Genomic DNA, 24,426 nt, shown 5'->3' on the forward strand with positions numbered 1-24,426 from the left:
TGCCGCGCACATGGCTCCACCGACGTCCGACACGCTGTGCAGTGTGACCGCCGTCACTCGGCTAGGGTGAGCACCATGCACAGCGCCGACGCTGTCGACCTCGACCTCCTGCTCGCCCTCGCCGACGACCCGCGGGCGACGATCGTCGCGCTCGCCGACCGCCTCCGGCTCTCGCGCAACACCGTGGCGGCGCGGCTCGCCCGGCTCGAGGCCGAGGGCGCGTTCCTCGACCTCGACCGGCGCATCGACCCGCACGTCCTGGGTCACCCGCTCACGGCGTTCGTCGAGGTCCAGGTGCGGCAGAAGGAGCTCGCCCGGATCGTCGACGACGTCGCGCGCATCCCCGAGGTCGTGCAGGCGTTCGGGCGCAGCGGGACGGCCGACCTGCGCGTCACCGTCGCGTGCCGCGACACCGACCACCTGTTCCGCATCGACGCCGCGATCCTCGCGATCGACGGCGTCGAGCGCACGGAGACCTCGCTCTCGATGGGCGAGCTCATCCCCTACCGCCTGCGGCCCCTCATCGAGCAGCAGCGCCGCGCCGCCCGGTGAGGCGGGCGGCGGCACCGACGCCTGCCCCGGTGTCGGCCCGCCCGGTCAGCTGAAGCCGATGGCGCGCTGCGCGACCCGGTAGGCCAGGACCGTCACGCGCCGGCCCGCCGGGCCGGGGAGGTTGGAGATCTGCCCGAGGCCCGACCAGCGCACCTGGTGGTAGAGCTCGGGGTCCTGGGCGCGCAGGCGCGACCAGAGCCGCTCCTTCTCCACGAGGCACGCGGGCGTCCCCGCGCGCACGAGCAGGATCGACGACACCGCGCAGATGATCTCCACGTAGTGCAGGAGGTAGCGGCGCAGGCGCCGGTCGGTCACCGGGGTCCGGGAGACGTGCTCGAGCATGAGCCAGTTGACGCGCAGCTGCTGGTCGAGGCGCTTGAGCATGACCGCCTCGTGCACCGACTGGTCCTCGCGGCCGATGAAGTACCGGTAGAGGTCGACGTCGAGGTAGTACAGCGTCCGGACGTGCGCGAGCGGGACGAGCGCGTACAGGTTGTCGACGTAGAACGTGTGCTCGGGCAGCCGCAGGCCCGCGTCGCGCAGCACCTGGGTCCGGTACATGAGGGCGTGCATCATCATGTACTGCCGCTTGGCGAAGCGCCGGGTCTGCGACCACGTGAGCACGCGCCCGCGCGGCAGCGCGCCGCGGTACCGGACCGTCGTCTTGACGCGCTTGCCGACCTTCTCGTAGACGAAGTTGCTCACCAGCAGGTCGACCGGTGCCGCGCCGGGGGTCCCGGGGTCCACGAACCGGCGCACGAACCCGCGCAGCGTCGTGAGCACCTGTGCGAGCGCGGCGCGGTCCACCCAGTCGTCCGCGTCCACGACCTTGAGGTACTCCCCGCGCGCGTGGTCGAGCCCGGTGTTGATCGCCGAGCCGTGCCCGCCGTTGGCCTTGCGGAGCACGTGCAGCTCGCCCGGGTGCCGGTCGGCGTAGCCCTGTGCGAGCGCCGCCGTGCCGTCGGTCGAGCCGTCGTCGACGACGAGCACCTCCACCTCGGGCCCGAACCCGACGAGCGAGTCGAGGGCGCGCGCCAGGTACGGCTCCGCGTTGTACGCCGGCACGACGACGGTCAGGAGCGGGGTCACGACGCACGCACCTCTCCGGCGTGCTCCGCCTCCGGGGCGGCGGGCGCCTCGGGCACCTGCTTGAAGATGACCTTGAAGATCGGGAAGAACACCCAGAACGAGATCGCCGCGTTGATGATCATCGTCGTGAAGTCCGCGAGGGTCTCGCCCGCGGCGCCCAGGCCCCACGTGTCGATGAACAGCTCGTAGATCGGGGTCTTGTACAGGCCCTGCGCGGCAGCCGCCGCGATCGAGATGACGACGTACGCGATGGTGTACCAGAGCGCGGCCTTCGCGACCGACGAGTTGGACTTGAACGTGATGTTGCGCTGAGCGAAGAAGTTGATCACCTGCGCCACCAGCAAGGTGATCTGCACGGCGAGGAAGTATGCCAGCCCTCCGCCGCCGCCCGGGAGCGGGCCGGCGGCGTAGTCGAACACGTAGTACGCCGACCCGTCCGGGTTCGTCCCGATCGGCCACACCTGGAACGCCACGTCCACCAGGGCGGTCATGCCGAAGACCCACTTGATGAGGGGCATGAGCGCGAGCTGGAGCACGGTGATGCCGTTGCTCAGCACGAAGAACACGACGAACTGGGCGGTCCCGGGGCGCTTCTCGGAGAACCGGCGCCAGGCGTCGCGGAGGCGGGTGAACATGGGTCTTCCCTTCGAGCAGGTCAGGCGTCGCCGCGGAGGGTGCGGGCGGTACGACGGTCGGCACGGCGGTTGCGGACGAACCCGCGCAGGACGGCGCCGGTGCCGCGGAAGAAGTGGCCGTTGACGATGTGGACGATGCCGTCGACCATCGCGGCGTCGACCAGGCCGCCGGTCATCTTCCCGATGGCCCGGAACGGCATGTTGAGCAGGAACAGGATGTTGAGGTCCGGCGTCCCCTTGCGGTCCGCGGCGTCGCGCCGCCAGGACAGGATCCGGAACGCGAGGCGGGCCAGCGGCGAGCGCGCGTCCGTCAGGCGCGACAGCGGGTCGTTCACGCCGAGCGGACCCGACCACGCCGCCGCCGGGACGGGACGGCCCAGGAGCGCCGCGAACTGGGCGTCCGACACGTCGTGGACGCGGCCGGTGCGGTACGGCTCCGGCAGGTCGTCCTCGGTGCGGGGCGGCACGGTGCCGGCGAGCTCGACCGTCGCGCCGAGCGGCAGGTCGTCCACGTGGGAGCCGACCAGCACCGACCACGCGCCCTGCTCGACCTGCCACGCACCGGTCGCCACGTCCCAGTGCCGGAACGCCGCGTCGCTCAGCGGGACGGTCACCGTGCGCGACTCGCCCGGCTCGAGCTCGACGCGCACGAACCCGGCGAGCGTGCGGACCGGGCGGTGGACCCCCGGCGTCTCGCGGCTCGCGTAGACCTGCACGACGTCGGCCCCGGCGACCGGCCCGGTGTTCGTCACGGTCACGGTCGCCGTGACCGTCGCGGGGTCCGTCGTCGAGGCCGTCGCCGAGCCCGTCGTCGGGCCGGCGTCGACCACGAGGCCGGAGCGCGCGAACGTCGTGTACGACAGGCCGAACCCGAACGGGAACGCCACGGGGACGTCGGCGCTCGTGTAGTAGCGGTAGCCGACGTACAGGCCCTCGCGGTAGACGGCGGTGCGCCCGGTTGCAGGGAACGACCCGGCGGTCGGGGTGTCCGCGAGCCGCACGGGCAGCGTCTCCGCGAGCCGGCCCGAAGGGTTCACGACGCCCGTGAGCACGTCGAGGATCCCGCCGGCCCCGGCCTGCCCGGAGAGGTAGCCGTGCACGAGAGCGCGGGCCGAGCCGAGCCACGGGGTGGAGATCGCGCCGCCGCCCGCGAGCACCACGACGGTGGCGGGGTTCGCCGCGGCGACGGCCTCGAGCACCTCGACCTGCGCCGCGTGCAGCGCGAGCGTCGAGCGGTCGAGCCCCTCGGACTCGGCGATCTCGTCCAGGCCGAGGAAGAGCAGCACGACGTCGGCGCCGCGGGCGGCCTCGACGGCCTCCTCGCGCAGCGCGGCGTCGGGGGTGCCGTCGCGGTGGAATCCCGGCGCGAACGACGTCAGGTCGAGGCCCGAGTCCCCGATCACGTCGAGCACGCTGTCGAGGCGGGTCGGGTTCACCGCGGACGAGCCGGAGCCCTGGTAGCGCGGGGTGCGCGCGAAGTCGCCGACGACCGCCACGCGCGTCCCGGCGGCGAGCGGCAGGATCGCGTCGTCGTTCTTGAGCAGCACCGCCGAGCGGGCCGCGACCTCGCGGGCGAGCGCGTGGTGCGCGTCGACGTCGACCGCCGGGGCGGTGCCCGGCTCGCGGGCGTCGGCGACGAGGCGCAGGACCTCGGCGGCGCGCGCGTCGAGGTCGGCCTCGTCGAGGCGTCCGGACCGCACCGCGTCCACGAGCTGGCGCGCCGAGCCGAGCCCGGCCGCGGGCATCTCGAGCGTCCCGCCCGCCGCGGCGGCGGCGACGACGTCGTTCGACCCGCCCCAGTCGGAGACGACCGCGCCGTCGAAGCCCCACTCCCGGCGCAGCACCTGCGTGAGGAGGAACGGGTCCTCGTGGGCGTAGACGCCGTTGACGAGGTTGTAGGAGGACATCACCGTCCGGGGCCGGGCCTCCGCGACGACGATCCCGAACGCCGTGAGGTAGACCTCCCGGAGCGTCCGCTCGTCGACCACGGAGTCCGAGACCATGCGGCGCAGCTCCTGGGAGTTCACCGCGAAGTGCTTGGGGCACGCCGCGACGCCGCGGGACTGGATCCCGCGCACGTACCCCGCGGCCATCCGGCCCGCGAGCAGCGGGTCCTCGGAGAAGTACTCGAAGTTGCGCCCGCCGAGCGGCGAGCGCTTGATGTTCAGGCCCGGGCCGAGCAGCACGTCCACGTCCTGCGCCGCGGCCTCGGCGCCGAGCGCGGCGCCCACGCGCTCGGCCAGGTCGACGTCCCACGTGTTCGCCACGGCGGCGGCCGTCGGGAAGCACGTGGCCTCCTGCGAGGCCGCGATGCCGAGGTGGTCGGCGGCGCCGAGCTGCTTGCGCACGCCGTGGGGGCCGTCGGCCAGCCAGAGCGAGCGGATGCCGAGCCGCGGGACGTCGTGCGTCTCCCACACGGTCTTCCCCGTCAGGAGCGCGGCCTTCTCCAGGAGGGTCAGGCTCGCGGTCGGGACGACGCCGGTCGGCGCGGTCGTCGTGCCCGGGGCCGAGGCCGTCTCGCCGGCCGCGGCGGTGGTCTCGCCGTGGAGCTGCACGATGTTCTCCTTGCGTGGTCGTGGGTGGTGCGTGGTGGGTGCCCGAGCGGTCTCCGGGCATGCCGGGTCCGGCCGTCGGCGGCGTGCCGACGACGGCGCTGCTCGGGTCGTGCGGTTCCGGGGACCCGGTGCCGGACGGCGGTCCGGGGTCCCGGCGTCGGGCCGGCGGTGGTGGGCGCCACCGGCCCGACGGCGCCGGGTGCCGGGTCCCCAGGCGGTCGCCCGCCCGGGGACCCGGTGGCCACCGGCTACCGGGCGGCGGGGACCGCCGGCTCGGAGGTGGGCGCGGGGGACGCGTCGGTCGCTCCCCGGTGCCGGCGGACCCGCCGGACCACGAGGAAGGTGCCGACCAGGACCAGCAGCCCGAGGAGGACCGACACGCCGATCTGGACGTACACCCACGTGGGCGGCGTGTAGGTGACGGTCGCTCCCGGGGCGAGCCCGTTCATGGCGTTCGAGTTGGCCACCGTGAACAGGATGTTGTGGGTCGCGTTCCGGATGTCTGTGACCGCCTTCGCGGACGTCGTGTCACCGAACGACTTCGACGGCTGGAAGGTGAGCGTCAGGTCCGTGCCCCCGTCGATGCCCTCGTTGGGGTTCATGTACGGGTACAGGTTGAAGTCCGTGATCGCGAAGCCCTCGAAGCCCCACTCGCCCCGCAGGACGTCCGTCATGAGCGGCTTCGAGCCGCCCGTCCACGTCGCGCCGATCCGGTTGAACGAGCTCATGATGCCGAGCGCCCCGACCGTCGTCTCCTCGATCGTGCCCTCGTCGTCCGCGATGTACCGGACGTCCAGGGAGACGTCCTTGATCGCGAGCTCGAACGGCTTGAGGTAGATCTCGCGGATCGTCTGCTCCGTCGCCCAGGTCGCGGGGCCGTTGTCGACGCGGTTCGTCTCCTGCTCGTTGAGCGCGAAGTGCTTGAGCATCGTGTAGACGCCCTTGCTCGCGGCGCCGTTCGACACGGCGGCGGCCATCTGGCCCGAGAGGAGCGGGTCCTCCGAGTAGTACTCGAAGTTGCGGCCGCCGAACGGCGAGCGGTGCAGGTTCACCGCTGGCGCGTACCAGCCGTTGAGGCCCTTCTGGAGCGCCTCCTCGCCGATCATCGTGCCCATCGCGGTGCCGAGGTCGACGTCCCACGTCTGCGCGATGAGGACCTCGGACGGGTAGGCGACACCGTTGATCGACGAGTTGATGAAGGACGAGAAGCCCGCCGGGCCGTCCGGCTCGACCGTCTGCGGCTTGGCGATCGAGGCGATCGCGGCCGTCTGGTAGGCGCCGTTGAGGAGCATGTCCGTCATGTCGCCGACCGTCAGGGAGTCGAGCAGCTCGTCCCACTGCGGGTCGTCCTTGGGCAGGCCGCGCAGGTCGACGAGCGTCAGGTCGGAGCGCTCGCCCGTCGTCGGCATCTCGCCGTCGAACGCGGCGGCCTCGGCGTCGTGGTCCCAGGCGGCGAAGCCCTCCTGGGTGGCCTCGTCGGCGACGGACTGCTCGGCCGTCGGGGCCTGCGGGAACGTGCCCGCGAAGTCGGCGCGGGACATCGGGACGACGGTGCCGGCGCCGCCGTCGGCGCTGAAGCGCGCCGAGACGTCGTCGAACCGGTTGGTCACCTCGGCGAGGTCCGTCGCGCGGTGGTTCTCGCCCGAGTACACGACGTCGGACGCGACCGGGTAGGTGATCGGCTCCGTGCCCGCCGCGACGGTGTGGGAGTCGGTGCGCAGGCTGATCGTGTAGTCGCCCGCCTCGAGGACGTACGCCTTCTCGCCCAGGTGGTCGTAGGACGCCATGTCCTCGACCGCGAGCTCCAGCGTCACGGTCTCGCTCGCGCCGGGCTCGATCACGCCGGTCTTGGCGAAGTCGCCCAGGACGACCTCGGACTTCTCGATGCCGCCGGGGGTGTAGGGAGCGGTGTAGTAGAGCTCGACGACGTCGCGGCCCGCGACGGCGCCGGTGTTGGTGACCTCGACCGTGACCGCGACGGTCCCGTCGACGTCGCCCGCCTCCGTGCCCGTGACCGCCCAGGTGAAGTCGGTGTAGCTCAGGCCGTACCCGAACGGGTACACGACGGCGTCGTCGTAGTCGACGAAGCCCTCGGCCGCGGCGGTCTCGTAGTACCGGTACCCGACGTAGATGCCCTCGGTGTAGTCGACGAACGGGGCGTTGCTGGTGACGGTCGCGTTGGACGTCGCCTTCTCGACCGCCGAGACCGGGTAGGAGGCCTCGATGTTCGAGTAGAAGAAGCTGCCGAAGTTCGCGAACGTCGGGTCGGCGGTGAAGTCCGCGGCCCAGACGTCGGTCGTGCGGCCGGACGGGTTGACCTCGCCCGTGAGGATCGTGCCCAGGGCGTTGAAGCCCGTCGCGCCGGGCGAGCCGGCGAGCAGGATCGCGTCGACCTCGGGGTCGGCCTCCAGGTCGCCGAGCTCGAGGGTCGTGGACGCGTTGACGACCACGACGACCGTGTCGAAGCTCGCCTTCGCGAGCGCGATCAGGTCCTTCTCGTCCTTGTTGAGCTCGAGCTGGTGCTGGCCGGGCTCGGCGTCGTCGTCCCAGCCCGTCATGTCGCGCGTGAGGTCGCCGCCCTCGCCGCCGGGGCGGCCGATCGTGACGATCGCGGCGTCGCCGAACTCGGCGAACGTCCCGGACTGCGACTCGTAGTCGCCGACGGGCAGCTCGCCGATCGTGTAGCTCGACGCGTCGGGGTTGTCCATCTCGATGTGGCCCCGCGGGTTCTCGGCCGCGAACGCCTCGATCGTGGCGTAGACGTCACCGTTGACCGTGAGGCCCGCGTTCTCGAGGCCGCCGCGGACGGTCACCGCGGAGTTCGTGTCGACCGAGCCGGAGCCCGAGCCGCCGAACACCGGGTCGGCGGACGCACGACCGAGCATGGTCACGCGGGCGTCCGCGGCGAGGGGCAGCGCGCCGGCCTCGTTCTTCGCGAGGACGATGCCTCCGGCCGCGATCTCCTCGACGAGCGCCTTGGCGGCCTCGTCGACCGACTCCTGGCTGTCGTGCTCCGCCGTGTAGTACGCGGTGTCCCAGCCCGAGGACTCCTCGGAGTTGGTGAACGTGTAGGTGCCGGACCCGAGCTGGGACGCGACCCAGCCTCCCGCGACGTTGAGCGCGACGTTCGCGACCACGACGAGCACCGTCACCGTCGCGAGCACGGGTACCCAGATCCACAGGAACTTCTTGTTCGACATCGGCGTCCTGCCACCGTCGGCGTTCTTCGCCCTGGCGTTCACTGCATTCCTCCTCGAGTGCGGGCCCGTTCCTCAGGCTAGGAGCGGGGTACGGCGCCGCCCGCCGCGGCTGCACGATCGGTCGTTTCTGCGGCACGGACAGTCGTCGTCGTGCGCGACCCGTGCGCGGGGTGGTGCCTCGTCCGTCCGGCGGTCCGGCCGGCGGTCCGGCCGGTCGGGCGCGCGCCGGACGGGCGAGGCACGGTTCGGCTACTCCCCGGCCGGGGTGATGGTGCCGTCCTGGTCGATCTGCCAGGTCTCGCCGGTCGCGGCGGAGTCGGCCTCGATCGTGTACTCGCCGTCCTTGATGTCGACCGTGCCCTGGACGCGCGAGGCGGCGTCCGAGGGGACGAAGGGCACCACGAGGAGGCCGTACTTCACGGTCGGCTCCTTGACGTCGCTGGCGAGCATGATCTGCGCCCAGCTGTCGTCCTCCGCCAGCGCGTCGGCGACCGCCGTGCGCGCGTTCTCGAGGTCGGTCGCCACGTCGACGTCGGTCGACTGGCTCTCGGACGACGACGACCCGGCAGCGGAGTCGTCCCCGCTCCCGCACGCCGTCAGCCCGAAGGCCCCCGTGACGGCGACGAGCAGCCCGATCCCCGTGGTCAACGCCTTGTTCCGCTTCACTGTCCTGCTCCTTGGTTCGTTCGCGCCGCGGGCCCACCCCGCGGCCTGGTCGGGGCGGACGGCGCCGGGCGGGCGCCGCCTGCCCCGGACGGGCGGCCGCTGGTGCGACCGCCCGCCCGTGCGGTCCGTCAGTCCGTGATCGGTCCGCCGTAGCTCAAGCCGAAGCCGTAGTCGTAGGCGTTGCCCGCGGCGTCGGTGTAGGGCGTCATGTCCTTCGCGACGTCCTCCTGCTGCGCCTCGACCGTGTCCATGTCCTGGGGGAACTGGACGGGGAGGCGGCCCTGGGGCTCGTGGAGGCCGAGCACGACCTCCAGGAGCGCCTGGTCGCTCGTGCCGAAGCCGACGACGATCGCGTCGGACGCGGCCTCGAACTCGGCGGGGACGATCGGGTTGGTCGCCTTGAGGACGGTGACGACCGGGATGTCCTTGCCGGTCGCCTCGACGGCCGCCACGGCACGCTCGAACGCGTCGAGGTCCGACTCGTTCGCGATCTTCGACGTGTTGCCGAAGTACGAGCGGTTCTGCCGCGTGCCGTCCGCGAGCAGGTCGCCCGAGATCGAGGTCTGGCGCACGTTCGCGCCGTCCGCGGTGTACGGGCGGTACTGCAGCGACAGCGGGTACCAGGTGTCGTTCTCGACGTCGTGCCCGATGTTCGAGAAGGTGCCGCCGTTGTCCGGGCTGTCCATGCCCACGAGCACGAGGTCCACGTCGGACAGGTCGGGCGCGGTGTAGCTCGTGACCTTGTCGTCCGCGTCCGTGACGGCCTCGTCCGTGACGACCGTGCCGAAGTACTGCTCCGCCACCTCGAGGTCGATCCCGGCGCCCTCGGTGTACTCCCCCGGTCCGAACGAGCTCGCGAAGCCGGTGTTGAAGTTGCGCGGGATGTAGACGGTCTTGTCCTTCCACGCCTCGGCGTCCGCGGCGGTGACGGTCTCGCCGTCGTTCTTGAGCAGGACCACGGAGTCGAGCTGCGCCGCGTAGCCCGCGTCGACCTTGTCGTCGCTCGCGAGGACCTTCGTGGACTCGTCGAGGTCCAGGTACGCGTTCTCGTACAGGCCCGGGTTGAAGAACATCGTGAGGATGCGCGCACCGGACTCGCGGAAGCGCGTGTCGGCGTCGACGTCGTTCGTGCCGGCCTCGAAGTCGGCCTGCCACAGCTCGTGGGCGGCGAGGACCGGTGCGACGTCGTTGTTGCCGCCGAACATGTCGTGGCCGGTCTTGAGGATCTCGTAGTGGCGCTGCTCCTTGGTGAGGTCCTCGGCGCCCCAGCCGGTCGCGATGACCGCGCCCTCGTCGTTCACCCCGGTCGTCACGCCCCAGTCGGTCACGACGACGCCCTGGTAGCCGTTCTCCTCGCGCAGCAGGTTCATGCGCGTGTCGTCGTACGCCGTGCCGACGCGCTCGCCGAACAGCGGCTCGCCCGCGCCGTCGAGCGCGATCGAGTACGCGGACATGACGGCCGCGGAGTCGAGGGACCCGAGGAACGCCTCGGTGTGCGCGTCGAAGTTGCCGCCGGGGTACACGCCGTACTTGCCGGCGTCGGTGTGGGCCTCACGGCCGCCCTCGCCGGGCCCGTCGCCCGCCCAGTGCTTGATCATCGCGTTGACCGACTCGGGGCCCCAGCCCTCCTGGCCGGTCGTGCTCTGGTAGCCGTCGACGTAGGCGGCGGCGAGCTCGGTGTTCTGGTCGACGTCCTCGCCGAACGTGCCGCCGACGCGCAGCCAGCGGGGCTCCGTCGCGAGGTCGATCTGCGGGCTGAGGGCCGTCGTGATGCCGAGCGCGCGGTACTCCGCGGAGGACATCTCGGCGAAGTTGTCCATGTGCTCGACGTCGAACGTCGCGGCGAGACCCAGGTTCGACGGCCACCGCGAGATGTCCGCGCCCTCGGCGTTGTAGCCGCCCGACCCCGCGGTCGAGCGCGGGTCGGAGGCGAAGTTCACCGGGACGTACGGCTCGTCCGCGCTCGCGAGCGACTCGGCGTACGCCTGCATCTCGTTCGCCCACGTGACGGTCGCCTCGACGTCGCTCGGGCCCGCGTGCAGGACGTTGCGCAGGTGGGAGTCCGTCAGGTACTCCTTCTGCGCGTCGGTGAGGCCGTCCGCCTGCGAGCGCTCGTGCGAGCTGAACAGCATGAGGCCGGCGATCTGCTCGATCGTCAGCTCCTCGGACAGCGCCGCGGCGCGGTCCTGCGCGGTCTCGCGCCAGTCCTCCCAGGTGTCGAGCGTCCCGTTCGCGTTCATGTCCTTGAACGCGTACTCCTGGCCGTCGACCTCCTCGGTCAGCAGCTCGACGGCGCTGTCCGCGCCGTAGGAGAGCGTGGGGCCGTCACCCGGGTTGTCGACGACCACGAAGGTCGTGGTCCCGTCGGTGACCTCCCGCGTGGTGAACGCGTCCGCCGCGCTCTCCTCGTCCGGGGTGCCGGCCGTGCACCCCGCCGTGGCCACGAGGGCCAGGCCCGCGAGCGCCGCCGCTCCCCGGACGCGCGCCGCCCTGCCGTCGAGCTTTCCCGCCGTTGTCGTTGTCTTCATCGACCTTCCCTTGTCGTCTCCGCGCTCGTCGGCCACCGCGCCGTCCCCGCCGCCCCACCCGGGGTACGTGCGTGGCTGAGCGAGCTCTGCGAACCCGTCGAGGCCCGGGACGTCGTGGTCCTGAGCCGCGCCGCCACGCTATGGACGGCGCGCGCGGCCCGGGCGGCCCGGTGCACGAACCGTCGCTTTGCGTGCACGATCGGTCGGCGAGGTCACGAGGTGGTCACGGCACGCGGGCCGGAGGTCCCGTCGGATCGGGACGGGAAGACCTACGCCGTGGTCGTCGCCGACGCGGCCGACCGGGGGGTGCCGGCGGTGGGCGGGCGGTCCTGCGGCAGCGGGAGCAGCACGCGCAGCAGGAACCAGCGGTCCTCGGTGTTGACCGTCATGGAGCCGCCGTACTTCTCCGCGGTGTACCGGATGGACTTGAGCCCGTACCCGTGCCGGGTCCGGTCGGAGCGCCGCGTCACGATGTCGCCGCCCTCGGTGTGGAGCTCGCCGGAGAAGTAGTTCTCCACCGTCAGCAGCACGAACCGGTCGCGCGCGTAGACGGCGACCTTGATGATCCGCTGCTCCGGGTCGGGCACGGCCATGACGCCGTCGATCGCATTGTCCAGGGCGTTGCCGAACACGGCGGCGACGTCCATGGCGGACATGAAGTCGAGCAGGGCGCCGTCGACCACGCACGTCAGGTCGATGTCGCGCTCGGCGCACTCCTGGCTCTTCGTCGTGAGGATGACGTCGAGCACCCCGTTCCCGGTGTCCGCCTGCCGGGCGTGACCCGAGATGCTGGCCTCCAGGTCGTCCAGGTAGGACGCCCGCCGTCGCGGGTCGACCTCGGCGCGGATCACGCCGATCTGGTGCTTGAGGTCGTGGTACTTGCGGTGGACGATCTTCATGTTCCGCTTGGACTGGAGGTACTGCTCGTGCTGGCGGCGGAGCATCTCGTCGATGGCCCGGACCTCCGACCGTGCCTGGTGCTGGAGCCGCTGGCCCTGCTGCGCGTACAGGGCGACGAACCCGCACAGGTCGACGAGCGTGCGGATGTAGAAGATCTCCAGGCCGAGGCGCCCGCTGAACGGGGTGTTCGCGTTGAGGAAGCTGATGTTGCTCATGAAGAACGTGACGAGCGCGATCGCGACGGCCGACGCGAGCTCGCCGACCGTGACGTCGAGCTCCTGGTCGGGGCGGAAGTGCCGCGACTCGACGACGTACGCGACCCCGTACCCCACCGCGTAGACGAGGACGAAGAACGCGACCTGCCACGCCGTCCCCGGCCGGCCCTCCGGCAGGAAGAAGAAGCAGTGGACCTGCCAGTGCAGGGCCGCCACGAGCTCGGCGAGCACGAGCGCCCGGGCCGCGAAGTACCCGGCGTCCCGCGCCGAGACGCGGGCCGCCGCGACGATGAACCCGTACATGCACGCGACGGCGGCCGCCATGCCCACGGTCCAGAGCTGCCGCGGGAGCAGGTCGGCGAGGGCCTGCACGCCGACCTGCGCGCCGAGCGCCGCGGCGGCGAGCAGCACGAGCTGCGGGCGGGGCAGGCGCGGCCGCCGCAGGAGCACGTAGACCAGGCACGCGAGCCACTCGGCGAGCCCGGTCAGCGCGCGCGGGATGTCCGGCAGGGTCTCCAGGATCGAGGCCGCCTGGGTCATGCGCGCCGCTCCCCCAGGTAGTCGGTCAGCGCCGCGAGGAACGCCTTCTTGCGGGCCCGGCTGATGAGCAGGTCGTGCCCGCCGACCAGGAGCACGCTGCTGCCCTGGATGGCCAGCACGTGCCGCAGGTTCACGAGGTAGCCGCTGTTGCTCCGGAAGAAGTCCTTGCCCTCGAGCTGGGCCTCGAGCGCCTTGAGCGGCCCGACCACGGAGTGCCGCCCGTCGACGGTGTGCACGGTCGTGCGGTGCTTCGCGCTCTCGAGGAAGACGATGTCGTCGGTCGCCACGCGCGCGAGCCCGCCGTCGACGGCGAGGAGCAGATAGTCGGCCGACCGGCGGCGGAGCCGCGCGACCGAGCGCTTGAGCTCCTGCGAGAACGCGAAGTACCGCAGCGGCTTGAGCATGTAGCTCAGGGCGTCGACCTCGTAGCCCTTGATCGCGTGCTGCGTCATGTTGGTGATGAAGATCAGCACGACGTCGGCGTCGATCTGCCGGATGCGGTGGGCGGCGCTGAACCCGTCGAGGTTCGGCATCTCGACGTCGAGGAGCAGGATGTCGAAGTCGGGCCGGTACCCGGCGACGACCTGCTCGCCGTCGGTGAACATCGCGACCGCGAACTGCTCGTCGTGCTCCCGCTCGTACCGTCGCAGGTACTCCACGAGCAGCGCGCTGCTCGCGGGGTCGTCCTCCACGATGCCGATCCTGATCACGATGCCGTTCTCCAGGGACTACGCCCCCTGGGCGTGACCGCTTCGACCGGACACTGCCGTGTGCCGTCGCGGTCCCGCCCTGCGCCTACGTTGCCGTCGGGCCCGTCGTCACGCCGACGGGCCCCGGCCATTATGGGCTACGCGGCGCGAAAACAAGTCATGCGGTAGGGATCTGTGGTCAGCGGAGGTCGCGCACGTAGGCCGCGGCACCGTCGTACGCGGCGATCCGGCGCTCGTAGTACGTCGCGATGATGAGCAGCAGCCCGCCCGCCGCGGCGAGCGTGAGCATCCACGGCCCGGCGGAGATGCGCGTGCCGAGCTGGGACACGAACACGACGAGGATCTCGACCGGCAGCACCGCGACGCCGAGCAGGAACGGTGCCGCGAGGTGCGTGCGCGTCCCGACGAGCACCGCGGCCAGCGCGAGCACGATGACCAGGACGGCGCGCCACGTACGCGCGTCGGTGTACGTCGCGAGGACCGACGGGCCGAGCAGCGCGAGAAGGCCCGGGGCGAGCGTCCGCCACGACCCGGAGAACCCGACGGGCCACCCGGCGAGGGTCGGCGTCGTGCGCGCAGGAGCTCCACCGGGGCCCGGGGCCCGGCTGCTCCCCGGGCCGCCCGGACCGGCCAGGGCACCGGGGTCGCCGCCCGCCGCACCGGGCACCGCCGTCGTGCCGGCCGCGAGCGCGAGGTACCCCGCGACGAGCAGGCCCGCGCCGAGCGGGAGCGAGAAGACCTCGACGCGCAGCTCGCGCGGCCACCACGCGCCGATCGCGGCGACGAGCGCGAGCGACCACGTGAACCACGCGGGCGGGAGGTCGAGCCGGCCGCGGACCGCGCGCCGCACCCCGACGACGAGGAGCGCGAGCAGGGCCACCTCGACGAGCCAGACCGTCGCGATGACGCCCCACACCGGCCGGACGTTCGCGACGGTCCCCACCACCGCGAGGGCGGCGGCGGGCGCCACGGCCCAGCGCCGCGCGACGGCGGCGCCCCGGCCCCGCGGAGCCACCCCGGCCCCGACGAGGCCCGCGCCGAGCGCGACCCCGCCCGCGGCGAGCGCCCAGGCGAACCCGAGCGCGAACACCGTGCCGCCGCCCGACGCGTGCGCCACGTGGAGCGACTCGACGGTCCCGCCGGTCGCGGCGAGCACCCCGGCGCCCGCGAGCCGCAGGGCCGCAGCGCGGCTCCACGTGCCCTCTCCCGCCCCGCGACCCAGCAGGACCGCGGCGAGGACGGCCGCGGCCCCGGCCGCGACGAGGAGCGGCGCCCGCACGTCGCCAGCCCCGGGCGCCGCACCCAGGGCGAGCACGGACGGCACGACGAGCAGCACCAGGCCCGCGCTCGCGAGCTCCCACCAGCGGCGCGAGCGCCGGGCGAGCAGCGCCCCCGTGACGAGGGCCGCGAGAGCGGGAGGCGCGGTGTACGCCTCGACGAGGCCGACGTCCGCGGCCGCGAGGGCCGTCCACAGCGCGGCGGTCCCGAGCGCGGCGGCGAGCCACCACTCCGCGCGCCGGTCGCGTTCGCGCGCGGCGAGCCCCGCGCCCACCGCGAGCAGGAGCAGCACCGCGACCGCGACGGTGGGCCCGGCGGCCGGACGCCCGAACGCCAGCCCGACGGCGATCGCCCCCGTGAGCGCGGCGCTCGCCTCGACCGCGACGCGGCCGGCGGTCAGGTGGATCCGGGCCGTGACCGGGCGGGCCGCGGCGAGCGCCGTCGCCACGAGCAGCGCGACGACCGGCAGCACGACGGGCGAGCCGCTGCCCGGCAGGACGAGGGCACCCGCGCTCACGACGGCGACGGCCGCCGTCGGCAGGACGAGGGCGGCGGCGAGCACGCGCAGCGCGGTGACCGACCCCGGGCGCCGCGAGCCGACGAGCACGACCTCGAGCGCGAGCATCGCGACGCACGCGGCGACGGACCACCAGCTGCGCTCGTCGACGACCGTGAGGACGCCGAGCCCGAACGGCACGGCGGTCACGCCGAGCACCGCCCACCACGAGTCCCGGTCGACGCGCGGGGCGAGCGTCACCGCGAGCGCGGCGAGCGAGGCGACCCCGGAGACCGCGCACAGGACCGCGACGGTCCCGGCGCCGCTCCATGCGAGGGTGACGCCGAGCACGAGGAGCACGTACCCGTACGCGGTGCCGACGAGCGGCGCGTGCAGGCCCCGCGGGGCCGCTGCGCGCGCCGCGAGCAGGAGGACCCCGACGACCACCGCCCCGGCCGTCGCGGTCGGGCGCGTGACCCACGACCCGGCGACGAGGAGCAGGACCGCGGCGATCGCGCCCGCGACGGCGGCCGCGCGCCAGACGCGCGCCTCGGCCCGCCCGACGGGGAGGACGCCGCGCCGCACCGCCGTGCGCGGGCCGGGGAGCCGCCGGACGGCCGGGCGCAGGGCACGACCGAGCCCGCGCCGGACCGCCCGGACGAGCGCGCCGGGAGCGGCGCCGCTCCCGGGCGCACCGGTCGCGACGGGGCGGGCGGTCGCGACGACGAGCAGCGCGGCGAGCAGCGTCAGCAGGGCGAGGGAGGTGGCCCCCGCGAGCCGCGGGTCCAGCACGAGCGCGACGACGAGCGCGAGCTGCACCCACGGCCCGAGCGCGCGCCCGGTCCGCACGACCGGGGCGGCGCCGAGCCGTCGCGCACCAGCGAGGCGGGGGAACGGCACGGGAACCGGCGTGCGCAGCGAGAGCCGGGCGGCGACGAGGAGGACGACCAGGGCGGACAGGAGGCCGGCGATCGTCGCGTCGAGCAGCGCAGCGCCGGCGGTGCCGCCCCGGACGCCCTCGCCCCACAGCCCCGCGGAGAGGACGCCGACGCCGAGCGGCGCGTCGTCGAGCGTCGCGGCGGTCCCGGCGGTGCCGGTCACGAGGACCTCGGCCGCGCGCACCCCCGCGACGGCCAGCGCGGGCCCGGCCCCGACGAGGGCGACGACCGCACCGCCGAGCAGGGCGTCCGACCGACCGACGGCCGGGACCGGGGAGCCGAGCACCCCGGACACCACGCGCGGCGACGTGAGCACCAGGACGAGGAGCCACGTCACGGCGGCGAGCGCGGGGACCAGGCCCAGCCACGCGACGTCGCCCCCGGTCCCGAGCAGCGCCCCCGCGAGGACCGCCGACGCACCGCCCACCGCGTACCAGCGCCGCTCGCGGGTCGCGACGCGCAGGAGCGTGGCCGCGAGCGCCGCACCGAGCGCGACGAGGGCGGCTCCGGAACCGGTCGGCAGGCCCGACGGGGCGGCGACCGTGAGCCCGACGACCACGGCGAGGGGCACCGCGACCGTGCGCACGACGCCGAGCAGCACCTGCTCGCCCCGCAGGGCGCTGCCGACCCGCGCGCCGGAGCGCGCCGCCACGGGCGCCGCGAGTGCCGTCAGGCACGCCGTCGCGAGGAGCGCGAGCGCCCAGCCCCAGGGCGCCCCCGCAGCCGGCGCCGCGACGAGCGGGACGAGGGGCCCGAGCACGACGGCGCTCGTCACCCAGGCGCGGACCCGCGCCCGGTCCCCCACCACGCCGAGGCCCGCGACGACCGCGGCGAGCAGCGACGCGCGCGCCGCAGCGGTGCCCACCGGGTCGAGCGCCCACGCGCTGAGCGCAAGCTCGACGTCCACGACCGCGAGCACGACGGCGAGCGCCGCGACCGCCTCGGCGGACGAGCGCAGGCCGCGCGACCGCAGGAGCACCGCGGCCCCGACCGTGAGCACCGTGACGACCCCGGTCACGAGGGCGCGCAGGGCGAGGTCGTCCGCGAAGGTGAAGAAGACGAAGACCACGGTCGCGACGGCGAGGAGCCCCGCCCCTGCCCCGGCGAGGACGGGCTGGAGGCCCACGGAGCGCGAGGGCGCCGCGCCCGGTACGACGACACCGCGTGGTCCCGCCACCGCGGGGACGGGCGGGACCGGCCCGACCGCCCCGGGACGGGCGGGAACCGGACGGCGTGGCCCGAGCGCGGGTCCGGGCACGGACCCCGGCACCGGCGCGACGGCCGGCGGGCGCGCGCCCGCCTGGCCGCGACCGGTCGCGTCGAGGGGGCGCATCGCGCGCGGAGGACCGGCGGGGACCGCGCGCGCGCCGGGCGGTATCGCGGCCGCCGTGCGGGCCGCCCACGCGGCGGCCTCGGGCTGGCTCGCGCGCAGGGCGTCGAGCGCGACCTGGCGGCGCGAGAGCGCGTCGGCCGCGTCGCTCGACGCCGCGGCGACCTCGAACGCGAGCGGGCCGGTGAGGTCGAGCAGGCACCGGTCGCAGCGGGACGACCGCAGCGTCGCGGCGCACGCGGGGCAGGAACGCGTCTCGGGCAGCCGCGCCAGCGCGACGTCGACCCACGGCTCTCTCATGACGGACATCCTGGCGAACCTGTGAGGCTCCTGGGGACGCGTCCACAGGGGGTCGCGTGGCGGTCCGGTGAAGGCTCCCGGCCGACGCCCTCCCCGGAGCTCGGCCGTCAGCCGCCGAGGCCGGCGACGAGGGCGCGCGTGAGCGGCGCGTCCACGCCCGCGCGGTCGGCGGCCCGGACGATCGCGCCGCCGATGGCGTCCACCTCGAGCGGGCGCCCGGCCTCGGCGTCGCGCAGCATCGACGACTTCGCCTCGGGCGCGAACCGGTCGTAGAACGCGAGCGTGCGCTCGGGGTCCGACGGTGCGCCGCTCGCCGCGGCGACCGCGGCCACCTCGCGCACGAGCGCCTCGAGCTCGGCGCGGAACGTGGTCCGCACCTCGCCGATCGGGGCGCGGTGCGTCGTCGTGAGCAGGGCGAACGGTGCGAGGAAGCCGAGCTTGGCCCACATCAGCGCCGTCTCGTCGGGGTGGACCGTGGTCGAGATCCCGGCCCCGTCCAGGAGCGCGCGCACGGCCTCCACCCGCTCGGGCGGGACGCCGCCGGGCGCGAGGTCCACGTCGGTGAACGCGCTCGTGTGCTCGATCTCGCCCGGCGCGACGCGCGTCGACTCGACGCGGATCGTCGCGGGGAGCACGCGCTCGGTCCCGTACCGCGCGCGCAGCACGTCGAGGTGGTCGAGGCCGTTGAGGAACGGCACGACGACGCCGTCGCCGACCACCTCGGGCGGGACGCGGTCGAGCGCGGCGTCGAGCGCGGTCTGCTTGACCGCGACGAGGACGACGTCGACCGGCCCGTCGAGCCGCGTGGCCGCCCGCGCGGGGACGTGGAGCTCGCCCACCTGGCGGCTGCGCACGTGCACGCCGTGCTCGGTGAGCGCCGTCGCCGTGGCCTCCCCCGCGAGGAAGGTCACGTCGACCCCGGAACGCGTGAGCAGCGCACCGACCAGCCCGCCGACCCCGCCCGGCCCCAGCACCGCTGCCCCTCGGCGGCCCCGGCCGCTCGTCGTCTCCGTCACCGTCGTCCTCCCGTCGTTCGGGTCGTCCCGTCCGGACGGGCGGGGACGCCCCGTCGTCACGCCGCGGGGACCTCGACCCTACCCACGGGGACGGACGCCACCGACGCGGTGCCGGGCACGGTGAGCGCCGCGATGGCCGTCGTGACCGGGATCGCGAGGACGAGGCCGATCGAGCCGACGAGCGTGCGCACGACCTCCTCCGCGATCTCGCCCGAGGTGAGGCTCGTGGCGAGGTTCTGGTCGGACAGGTAGACCGCCATGAGCAGTGGCAGCGCCGCGCCGACGTACGCGAACGCGATCGTGTAGACGGTCGAGGCGATGTGGTCGCGCCCGATGCGCATCGCGCGCGCGAAGAGCTCGCGCCGGGTCGCGAGCGGCGCGACCGCCCGCAGCTCCCACACCGCCGAGGCCTGGGTGATGGTCACGTCGTTGAGCACACCCATGCCCGCGAGCACGATCCCGCACAGCACGACGCCCTGGATGTCGAGCGAGGGCGCGTACTGCGGTATCCACAGGGACTCCTCCGAGGTGAGCCCCGTGATGTTCGACGCGCCCGACCCCCACCACCCGAGCACCGCCGTGATGGCGAGCCCGACGAGCGTGCCGAGGAGCGCCGTCGACGTCCGCGCGGTGAACCCGTGCGCGACGTACAGCACGACGAACATGACGAGAGACGACGTCACGAGCGCGACGCCCAGCGCGTTCTGCCCCGTGAGCAGCGCGGGCAGCGTGAACCACGTGATGACGACGAACGCGCCCGCCAGCCCGGCGAGCGCGGCGAGGCCGCGCCAGCGCGCGACCGCGAGCACGACGACGGCGTAGGCGATCGCGAGGACCCCGATGGGCAGGCCCCGTTCGAAGTCCATGAAGACGTACGGGCTGACCCCCGCCCCCGCTGCCTCGGCGATGTAGAGGACGCGGAGCCGGTCGCCCTCGTCGAACCCGTAGGCGACGTACTCGGGCGGGGCGTTGACCGTGATCGCGTCGCCGCCCACGTCCTCGCCGCCCGCGCGGGACCCCGCGTCGAGGCGGGCGGGCACCTCGTCCGTCTCGGGGTCGATCGGCCCGGTGACGGTGGCGCGCAGGACCGTGCTGCCCTCGGCCGCGACGGGGATACGGTCCGGCACGTCGGCCGACGCCGGCCACAGCGCGACCAGCCCGGCGAGCGTCGCGAGCAGGGCCGGGACGAGGAGCGCTGCGAGCGTGAGGCGCACACGCCGCGTCGCCGGGGCCGCCGGCCCGTGCGCGTGGCCGTGCCCGTGCAGGTCGGCGCGCGACCGCCCGGTCTGCTCGCGGCGCTCCCGGCGCCCGGGGACGGGGTCGGGCGTCGGGTCGGGGCTCGGCTCGCTCACCCGAGGATGCTGCCACGGCGGGCCGACGGCGCGGGGCGGCACGCGCCGTCGGGCACCGGGGTCACTCCGGGAGCGTCACGTAGCCGCGGCGCACGCCCGCGACGAGACGGCGCGGGAGGGTGACCTCGCGCCCGTCGACGACGACGGTCACGAGCTCCGGCACCTGCGCCTTCCACTGCGAGCGGCGGGCGCGGGTGTTGGAGCGGGAGAGCTTGCGCTTGGGCACGGCCATGGGGAGGTCCTTCCGGTGGGTGGTGCGCCCAGCCTAGCGGTTCCTGAGAACGATTCTCAAGACGGTCGAGGGGACGACTCCGGACGGCGGTAGCATCCCGAGGGCCGTCCGCCCGTCCGGCGGCGGCACAGCGGTCACACCCCCGTCCCGACAAGCCACCGAACGCAACGAGGAGCCACCATGGCCACGGTCGACTACTTCCTGTCCGGCGACCCCGAGGTCGCCAAGCAGCACCTGCACGCCGCGCTCCAGGAGCAGGGCTTCACCGTCACGACGCGCCCCACGGGCCAGTGGGCCGCCGAGCGCGGGAGCAAGCAGAAGACGTTCTGGCTCGGCGCGTTCGCCGGCAAGGCGCAGCACCTCGTGTTCACGGTCGACTTCATGCTCCACGGCGACCAGGTCGTGGCCCGCATCGACCGGCCGACCGGGCACGGCGCCATGGCCGGCGCGGTCGGCGTCGCGCGTTCGAACAAGGCGTTCTCCGAGGTCGACCAGGCGATCGGCACGCGCCTGACCCAGCAGGGCATCCTCGCGAACGTCGTGCACGCCTGACCGCGAGCGACGCCGCGCACGACGAAGGCCCGGAGCCCCTCGCGGGGTTCCGGGCCTTCGTGCGTGCTGACCGGACCGACAGCGGCCGGTCAGCGAGACGTCACTTGGCGACGGCCTTCTTGAGCAGGCTGCCGGCGCTGATCTTCACGCCGAAGCCGGCCGGGATCGAGATCTCCTCGCCCGTACGGGGGTTGCGGCCCGTGCGGGCGGCACGCTCGACGCGCTCGACGGACAGGAGGCCCGTGACCTTGACGGCCTCGCCCTTGCCCAGCGACTCGACGAGCACCTCCTGGAAGGCGTTGAGAGCCTTCTCGGCGTCCGCCTTCGACAGGTCGGCCTTGCTGGCGATGGCCGAGACGAGCTCGGACTTGTTGAGCGACATGCGAATCCCTTCTTCGGTTCACGACGCGCGGTGGTCACCACCCGTCGTCACGGTCTCAGTGTGCCAGCCGCGAGGCCGTGCACCGGGGACAACACTAGGGAACACGCGGAGTTTCGCGCGACTTCTCGCGGCCTCCGGGCGTCGCGTGTCTGCGCTCAGCCCTCCTCGTGCTCGTGGTCGTGGCCCTCGTGACCGTCCTCGGCGGGCTCGTCGTGGCCGTGCTCGCCCTCCTCGTGGGCGTGCTCGTGGTCGTCGTCCGCGCCGGCAGCGGCCGGCTTGCCGGTGACCCCGTTCAGCTCGTTCGGCACGACGTCGAGCTCGGCGCTCTTCCACACCTCGCCCCCGACGTAGTCGACCGCGTGGATCGCGCGGCCGGCCGGGTCGGTGACGTACGCGATGCCGTCCTGTACGAGCAGCGCGGGGCGCGGCTCCTGCCACTCCTCGGGCTCCTCCCACGCGTCGACGACCGGGATGGACCGCACGACGGTGCCCGCCTCCGGGTCGATGACGTGCAGCGACCCGTCCGTGCCGAGCACGAGCGCCTCGCCCGCGTCACCGCGGCCGAGCGAGCGGAACGTGTAGCTCGCGGGAAGGTCGACGAGGCGCAGGCTGGCGTCGCGCGTGTCGATGAGCGAGACGCGCGTCGGCCGCTCCAGCTCGGCGTCGGGGTCGGACTTGTAGTCGCCCAGGACGAACGGGGACTCCTCGCTGCCCGCCTGGTTGCCGATGCGCCCGTAGGCGTCCGGGGCCGCGACCTTGGTGATCGCGCCGCCCGCGAGGACGACCGCGCCGTCCTCGCAGCCGATCACGACGGCCTCGCCCGCGGCGACGGCCTCGCCGTGCACGCCGGGGCACTGGTCGGTCTTCGCGACCTCCTCGCCCGCGGCGTCGAGCAGGCGGACTCCTGTGCGGGCGTCCTCGGTGCCCTCGGAGACGACGAGCGAGCCGTCGGACAGCTCGACCGCGACGCCGTGGTGCGCCTCGGGGGTCGTCAGGGTGCGCGCGTCGTCGACGCCGTGCGGGTCGGCGACCGCGGCCGAGTCGAGCACGGTGATCTCGCCCGTGCCGTCGTCGAAGAGGGCCGTGCGCCCCTCGTGCACGACGACGTGGCCCGGCTTCTCGGCCGCATAGGTCACGTCCGTGAGGATCGGGTCCGCCGTGTAGTAGTGGGAGTGGTCGCCGTGCGGCTCGGCCCACGTGCCGGCGTCGAGCACCTGGAACCCGCCGGACGTGGACACCAGCAGGTGCCGTCCGTCGCCGGCGGGGTTGAGGCGGTTGAAGCCGGCGAGCTCGAGGTCGTCGACGACCTCGAGCGTCGTCGCGTCGAGGACCTGGATCCCGCCGTCGTACGTGATCGCGAGGCGCGGCGTGAGGGCGGCCGCCTCGCTCACGTCGGAGGTGGTCGACGGCGCGGGCTCCGCGGGGTCCGCCTGCTCGCCCTCGGAGCCCGCCCCCTGCGCGCACGCCGCGACGAGCGTGAGCGGGAGGGCGAGGCCGAGCGCGAGGGCGAGCGGGCGCCGTCGGGACCGCGTGCCGGCGGGGTCCGCGTCACCGGAGGGGGCGGGCGCCCCGGCGGGATCGGCGTGGGCGTCGGTCGGGTCGGGTGCGGTGTGGTGCATGCGTGGTCGGCCGCCCGGGGACCCGGGCGGCCGCTCCTCTCCGGTGGTGGTGGGTGCGAGGGTCAGCCCTGACGGGCCTTCCACCGCGGGTTGGCCTTGTTGATGACGAAGGTCTTGCCGTGCCGGCGCACGACCTTCGCCCCGGGCTTGTCCTTGAGCGAGCGGAGCGAGGCGCGGACCTTCATCGCGCGCCCCCGCCCTGCGCGCCGCGGGCGCCGTAGCGCTGGCGGAACTTCTCGACGCGGCCGGCGGTGTCCACGACGCGCTGCGTGCCCGTGTAGAACGGGTGGCTCGCGCTCGAGATCTCGACGTCGACGACCGGGTAGGTGTTCCCGTCCGTCCAGGTCACGGTCTCGCGCGGGACGCCCGGGCCCTGCGGGTGGTCGCCCGCGAGGGTGGAGCGGGTCAGGAACGCGAAGTCGGCGGACTTGTCGCGGTAGACGACGGGCCCGTACTCCGGGTGGATGGTCTTCTTCATGGTGCTCTCCTTGCTGGGCCAGTGACGTGCCGGGACCGGCCGCCGCTCGGGGCGGCAGCGGTCACCAGCTCGACTTCGTGACGCCGGGCAGCTCGCCGCGGTGCGCCTGCGAGCGCAGGCGGACGCGGGAGAGCCCGAACTTCCTCAGGTAGCCGCGCGGGCGGCCGTCGACGACGTCGCGGTTGCGGACGCGCGTGGCGCTCGCGTCGCGGGGCTGGCGCTGGAGCTCGCGCACCGCGGCCGCCTTCTCGTCGGGCGAGGAGGACGGCGACGCGACGACGCGCTTGAGCTCCGCGCGGCGCTCGGCGTAGCGGGCGACGACCTCGACGCGCTGGTCGTTGCGCGCGACCTTGGACCGCTTCGCCATCAGCGCTCCTCGCGGAAGTCGACGTGGCGGCGGACGACGGGGTCGAACTTGCGCAGGACCATGCGGTCGGGGTCGTTGCGGCGGTTCTTGCGGGTCACGTAGGTGAACCCGGTGCCGGCGGTGGACCGGAGCTTGATCACGGGACGGAGGTCGGTGCGGGTAGCCATCAGAGCTTCTCCCCTCGGGCGAGGATCCGCGCCACGACGGCGTCGATCCCCTGGCGGTCGATGGTCTTGATGCCCCGGGCGCTGACGCGCAGGGTCACGTGGCGACCCAGCGACGGCACCCAGTAGCGCTTCTTCTGGATGTTCGGGTCGAAGCGACGCTTGGTCCGCACGTGGGAGTGCGAGATCGCGTGGCCGAACCCGGGAGCGGTGCCGAGCACCTGGCAGACGGCGGACATGGCGGTTCCTCTCGGGGTCGGGTGAGGCGACGGGAGACGACACTAGATAGTGAGAATCATTCCCGTCAAGACGCTATGCTGACCCGCTGTCGA

General features: G+C 74.0%; 21 protein-coding genes. 2 read left to right on the forward strand and 19 right to left on the reverse strand.

Annotated features, from left to right (window positions below; genetic code table 11):
• Positions 1-75: 75 nt before the first annotated feature.
• Positions 76-552, forward strand: coding sequence for an Lrp/AsnC family transcriptional regulator (locus ACFVN3_RS06375; RefSeq protein ID WP_047231804.1), 477 nt, complete (start codon positions 76-78; stop codon positions 550-552).
• A gap of 45 nt (positions 553-597) precedes the next feature.
• Here the strand turns inward: ACFVN3_RS06375 and ACFVN3_RS06380 are convergent, their stop codons facing one another.
• The 12 genes from ACFVN3_RS06380 to rpmF form a co-directional block, all read right to left on the reverse strand.
• Positions 598-1,641, reverse strand: a complete 1,044-nt coding sequence (locus ACFVN3_RS06380) for a glycosyltransferase family 2 protein (protein ID WP_378231768.1) — start codon at positions 1,639-1,641, stop codon at positions 598-600.
• Positions 1,638-2,276 carry a hypothetical protein gene (locus ACFVN3_RS06385; protein WP_378231770.1) on the reverse strand — a complete coding sequence of 213 codons (639 nt, stop codon included), beginning with the start codon at positions 2,274-2,276 and terminating at the stop codon, positions 1,638-1,640. The genes ACFVN3_RS06380 and ACFVN3_RS06385 overlap by 4 nt, the downstream gene beginning before the upstream one ends.
• 20 nt (positions 2,277-2,296) lie before the next feature.
• Entirely contained in the window at positions 2,297-4,831 is a 2,535-nt protein-coding gene (locus tag ACFVN3_RS06390; RefSeq protein WP_378231772.1) for a glycoside hydrolase family 3 C-terminal domain-containing protein, read from the reverse strand.
• Positions 4,832-5,079: 248 nt separating this feature from the next.
• The gene (locus ACFVN3_RS06395) at positions 5,080-8,073 is read right to left on the reverse strand and encodes a glycoside hydrolase family 3 C-terminal domain-containing protein (protein ID WP_378231774.1); all 2,994 of its coding nucleotides are present in this window, start codon (positions 8,071-8,073) and stop codon (positions 5,080-5,082) included.
• 207 nt (positions 8,074-8,280) lie between these two features.
• Entirely contained in the window at positions 8,281-8,697 is a 417-nt protein-coding gene (locus ACFVN3_RS06400; protein WP_047231800.1) for a hypothetical protein, read from the reverse strand.
• Between the two features lie 128 nt (positions 8,698-8,825).
• Complete coding sequence (locus ACFVN3_RS06405; RefSeq protein WP_378231777.1) at positions 8,826-11,225, reverse strand: glycoside hydrolase family 3 N-terminal domain-containing protein; 2,400 nt, start codon at positions 11,223-11,225, stop codon at positions 8,826-8,828.
• A 269-nt stretch (positions 11,226-11,494) separates the two neighbouring features.
• On the reverse strand, positions 11,495-12,880 hold the full coding sequence (locus ACFVN3_RS06410; protein ID WP_378231779.1) for an ATP-binding protein: 1,386 nt from the start codon (positions 12,878-12,880) through the stop codon (positions 11,495-11,497).
• Complete coding sequence (locus tag ACFVN3_RS06415) at positions 12,877-13,590, reverse strand: LytR/AlgR family response regulator transcription factor (protein WP_378231782.1); 714 nt, start codon at positions 13,588-13,590, stop codon at positions 12,877-12,879. The genes ACFVN3_RS06410 and ACFVN3_RS06415 overlap by 4 nt, the downstream gene beginning before the upstream one ends.
• A gap of 178 nt (positions 13,591-13,768) precedes the next feature.
• Entirely contained in the window at positions 13,769-17,932 is a 4,164-nt protein-coding gene (locus ACFVN3_RS06420; RefSeq protein ID WP_378231785.1) for an SCO7613 C-terminal domain-containing membrane protein, read from the reverse strand.
• Between the two features lie 107 nt (positions 17,933-18,039).
• Complete coding sequence (locus ACFVN3_RS06425; RefSeq protein ID WP_378231787.1) at positions 18,040-18,948, reverse strand: ketopantoate reductase family protein; 909 nt, start codon at positions 18,946-18,948, stop codon at positions 18,040-18,042.
• A 56-nt stretch (positions 18,949-19,004) separates the two neighbouring features.
• Positions 19,005-20,300, reverse strand: coding sequence for a YibE/F family protein (locus tag ACFVN3_RS06430; RefSeq protein WP_378231789.1), 1,296 nt, complete (start codon positions 20,298-20,300; stop codon positions 19,005-19,007).
• A 61-nt stretch (positions 20,301-20,361) separates the two neighbouring features.
• A complete protein-coding gene (gene rpmF, locus ACFVN3_RS06435) occupies positions 20,362-20,532 on the reverse strand; it encodes a 50S ribosomal protein L32 (protein ID WP_154797174.1) in 171 nt (56 codons plus the stop codon).
• Positions 20,533-20,712: 180 nt separating this feature from the next.
• Here rpmF and ACFVN3_RS06440 point away from each other — a divergent pair, with 180 nt between their 5' ends.
• Positions 20,713-21,084 (forward strand): hypothetical protein, encoded by a 372-nt coding sequence (locus ACFVN3_RS06440; RefSeq protein WP_378231791.1) that lies wholly within the window; start codon positions 20,713-20,715, stop codon positions 21,082-21,084.
• Between the two features lie 100 nt (positions 21,085-21,184).
• Here the strand turns inward: ACFVN3_RS06440 and ACFVN3_RS06445 are convergent, their stop codons facing one another.
• From ACFVN3_RS06445 to rpmB, 7 genes are all read right to left on the reverse strand, one after another.
• Positions 21,185-21,466, reverse strand: a complete 282-nt coding sequence (locus ACFVN3_RS06445; RefSeq protein ID WP_047231792.1) for an HU family DNA-binding protein — start codon at positions 21,464-21,466, stop codon at positions 21,185-21,187.
• 155 nt (positions 21,467-21,621) lie between these two features.
• Positions 21,622-23,085 (reverse strand): zinc metallochaperone AztD, encoded by a 1,464-nt coding sequence (gene aztD, locus ACFVN3_RS06450; RefSeq protein ID WP_378231794.1) that lies wholly within the window; start codon positions 23,083-23,085, stop codon positions 21,622-21,624.
• A gap of 62 nt (positions 23,086-23,147) precedes the next feature.
• Positions 23,148-23,270: a type B 50S ribosomal protein L36 gene (gene ykgO / locus ACFVN3_RS06455; protein ID WP_047231790.1), complete on the reverse strand. Its 123-nt coding sequence runs from the start codon at positions 23,268-23,270 to the stop codon at positions 23,148-23,150.
• A complete protein-coding gene (locus ACFVN3_RS06460) occupies positions 23,267-23,563 on the reverse strand; it encodes a type B 50S ribosomal protein L31 (RefSeq protein ID WP_378231797.1) in 297 nt (98 codons plus the stop codon). The genes ykgO and ACFVN3_RS06460 overlap by 4 nt, the downstream gene beginning before the upstream one ends.
• 61 nt (positions 23,564-23,624) lie before the next feature.
• Complete coding sequence (rpsN, locus tag ACFVN3_RS06465; RefSeq protein WP_378231799.1) at positions 23,625-23,930, reverse strand: 30S ribosomal protein S14; 306 nt, start codon at positions 23,928-23,930, stop codon at positions 23,625-23,627.
• Entirely contained in the window at positions 23,930-24,097 is a 168-nt protein-coding gene (gene rpmG / locus ACFVN3_RS06470) for a 50S ribosomal protein L33 (RefSeq protein ID WP_021483268.1), read from the reverse strand. The genes rpsN and rpmG overlap by 1 nt, the downstream gene beginning before the upstream one ends.
• Positions 24,097-24,333, reverse strand: a complete 237-nt coding sequence (rpmB, locus tag ACFVN3_RS06475) for a 50S ribosomal protein L28 (protein ID WP_021483267.1) — start codon at positions 24,331-24,333, stop codon at positions 24,097-24,099. Before rpmB ends, rpmG begins: the two co-directional genes overlap by 1 nt.
• Between the last annotated feature and the right edge of the window lie 93 nt (positions 24,334-24,426).

The organism is Cellulosimicrobium sp. NPDC057862 (assembly GCF_042797035.1).
In the GTDB taxonomy this organism is placed as follows: Bacteria; Actinomycetota; Actinomycetes; order Actinomycetales; family Cellulomonadaceae; genus Cellulosimicrobium.